3 protein-coding genes and 1 pseudogene are annotated in these 2,894 nt (G+C 71.2%); all 4 read right to left on the bottom strand.

All coding sequences use genetic code 11. The features are described 5' to 3' along the window. Positions 1-416 (bottom strand): annotated as a pseudogene (locus tag IH13_RS0117125) (penicillin-binding protein 2); the annotation flags it as partial. A 51-nt stretch (positions 417-467) separates the two neighbouring features. Continuing rightward, positions 468-1,127 (bottom strand): rod shape-determining protein MreD, encoded by a 660-nt coding sequence (mreD, locus tag IH13_RS0117120; protein WP_031085360.1) that lies wholly within the window; start codon positions 1,125-1,127, stop codon positions 468-470. Positions 1,128-1,136: 9 nt separating this feature from the next. Then, the gene (gene mreC / locus IH13_RS0117115) at positions 1,137-2,195 is read right to left on the bottom strand and encodes a rod shape-determining protein MreC (RefSeq protein WP_031085358.1); all 1,059 of its coding nucleotides are present in this window, start codon (positions 2,193-2,195) and stop codon (positions 1,137-1,139) included. 98 nt (positions 2,196-2,293) lie between these two features. Continuing rightward, positions 2,294-2,894, bottom strand: a 601-nt coding sequence (mreB, locus tag IH13_RS40115; protein WP_037841554.1) for a rod shape-determining protein MreB, incomplete at its 5' end; no start/stop codon positions are given.

Here is a 2,894-nt window from a genome sequence, read left to right as displayed (position 1 = left end):
GGCTGGTAGGGCGAGCCGTTCCAGCAGGGCTGCGGGGTCTTGGCGTCGCAGAGCCGGACCTTGTCCTGGACCTCCTTGGGCTCCATGCCCAGGACGTCCGCGAGCCGGGTGAGGACGCCGGCGCCGTCGTCCTTCATCTTCAGCAGCTCGGTGCGGCTGGCCGAGACGACGAGCCGGGTCTCGTTGTCGGCGAGGGGAACACCGCGGGCGTCGAGGATGGAGCCGCGGACGGCGGGCTGGACGACCTGCTGGACGTGGTTGTTCTTCGCCTCGTCGCTGTACTCCTGGCCGTTGCGGACCTGGAGGTACCAGAGCCGGCCGCCGAGGGTGAGGAGCAGGGAGAAGACGAGGATCTGGATGACGACGAGGCGGATCTGGACCCGCTGGGTCCGGCCCGTCTCCGGAATGTTACTCACGGGGCGCCCCCGGGGTGGTGGGTCGGCCGGAAGCCTGGTGCTGACGTGGTGTCACAGTCGCTTGACCCCCTTGATCCTGCCCGCCCGCGCGGCACGGTTACGGGCGGCCTTGACCCGCAGCCCGCCCTTCTGGCCGCCGATCCGCAGGCCGGTGCCGGAGGAGAGCCAGCCCGCGGCCACGTCGCCGCTGGAGCTGTCGATGACCGGCTCGTTCTCGGTGCGTCTCGCCAGCGCCATGATCAGGGGAACGGTGAACGGGGCGAGCAGCAGGTCGTACAGCGCGGCGGTGAACATCAGGCCGACCAGGCCCACGTGGCGGGCCGGCGTGTCGTTGACCAGGGCGCCGACACCGGCGTACAGCAGGGTCGAGCCGAGGGCCGCGGCCACCACGAGGGCCATGGGGGCGAAGGCCGATTTCAGCTGCCCGTTCGCGGGCCGCGCCAGGCCCGCGCAGTAGCCGATGACGCAGAGGACCAGGGCGTAGCGGCCGGCGGCGTGGTCGGCGGGCGGCGCCAGGTCGGCGAGCAGGCCCGCGCCGAAGCCGATGAGGGCCCCGGCGACGTGCCCGTAGACGAAGGCGAGTGCGAGGACGACGAGGAGCAGCAGGTCGGGCGTGGCGCCGGGTAGCTGGAGCCGGGCCAGGACGGAGACCTGGACGACGAGGGCGGCCACGACGAGGGCGGCGGAGAGCAGGGTCCGGTTCAGGCGCATGGGGCAGCTCTATTCCTGCTCGTTCGCCGCGTCGCCGGCGGCGGTGTCGGCTTCGCCGTCCGCGCCGGCGTCGGCGTTGCCGGAGGCGTCCGCGTCGGGGTTCTCGTTGATGTTCCCGACGACCTTGCCGCTGCCGTCGACGAGGTCGCCGTTGGGCTGGACGGTGACGGTGACGGTGGGGGTGGGCTTGGGCTTCGCGGGCTTCTTGGGCTGTGCCGGCAGGACGAGGTCGCGGGGGTCCTCGCGGGGCGCCTGGACCACGATGCCGACCACGTCGAGCTTGGTGAAGCCGACGAACGGGCGGACGTAGACGGTCCGGGTCAGGTCGCCGCCGGAGGGGTCGACGCGGACGACCTCGCCGACCGGGACGCCCGGCACGAAGGGCTTGCCCTTGCTGGAGCCGAAGGTGACGAGCCGGTCGCCCTTCTTCACCTCGGCCTTGCCGTTGAGGAACTGCACCGAGAGCGGCCTGGACCCCTGCCCGGTGGCGAAGCCGAGTTCGTCGGTCTTCTCCATCCGGGTGCCGACGGTGAAGTCGGGGTCGTTGGCCAGGAGCACGGTCGAGGTGTTCGGGCCCACGGTGGTGACCCGCCCGACGAGCCCCTGGCCGTTCAGCACGGTCATGTCACGCTCGATGCCGTCGTTCGCCCCCGAGTCGATGGTGATGGTCCAGGAGAAGCCCTGGGCCGCTCCTATGGCGACGACCTGGGCGGCCTTGATGCCGTACTGGCCCGCCCCGGCGGTCTTGAGCATGGAGTCGAGCTGGCGGACCTTGCTGCTGTTGCGGTCGTCGCTGCCGAGCTTGGTCCGCAGTGCGGTGTTCTCGTGCTCCAGGGCCGCGATCCGGTCGTGCCGGTCGCCGGAGTCCCGTACGGCGCCGATGGCGTTGCCCACCGGGTCCACCGCCGCCGCGACGCCGTTCTCGACCGGTCCGAGGACCGTGGCGGCGGCCTGCCGGGCGCCGGCCACCGGTGATTCCTCGCCCCCGCGGATGTCCACCGTGATCAGCGCGAACGCGATGGCGATCAGCAGCACCAGGAGCAGCCGGCTCTCTCGTGTGTCCCTCACGTGCGGCGGCCGTGCCTTCCTCGTCGGAATGTTCGTGCCTGCATGTCGATGTTCCGCCGCAGGGCACGGTCGGTGCCCGTGCGGCGGAACGCCGGGTTCTACCGTCGGGGCTGGGCGTCCAGCACCTGCTGGAGCGCCTCGAACTCCTCGACGCACTTGCCGGACCCGAGGGCCACGGAGTCCAGCGGGTCCTCCGCGATGTGGATGGGCATGCCCGTCTCACTGCGGAGCCGCTCGTCCAGGCCGCGGAGCAGGGCGCCGCCGCCGGTGAGCACGATGCCGCGGTCCATGATGTCGCCGGAGAGCTCCGGCGGGCACTTGTCGAGCGTCGTCTTCACCGCGTCGACGATCGCGTTGACCGGCTCCTCGATGGCCTTGCGGACCTCACCGGCCGAGATGACCACGGTCTTGGGGAGTCCGGAGACCAGGTCGCGTCCGCGGATCTCGGTGTGCTCGTCCTTCTCCAGGTCGTACGCCGAACCGATCGTGATCTTGATCTGTTCCGCGGAGCGCTCGCCGAGGAGGAGGGAGTACTCCTTCTTGATGTGCTGGATGATCGCGTTGTCCAGCTCGTCGCCCGCGACCCGGATCGACTGGGCGGTGACGATACCGCCGAGCGAGATCACGGCGACCTCGGTGGTGCCGCCGCCGATGTCGACGACCATGTTGCCGGTGGCCTCGTGGACCGGCAGGGCGGGG

This window comes from Streptomyces sp. NRRL WC-3549 (genome assembly GCF_000721935.1).
Taxonomy (GTDB): domain Bacteria; phylum Actinomycetota; class Actinomycetes; order Streptomycetales; family Streptomycetaceae; genus Streptomyces.
Note: the sequence above shows the minus strand (reverse complement) of the source record. Positions and strands in the feature narration are given on the sequence as shown.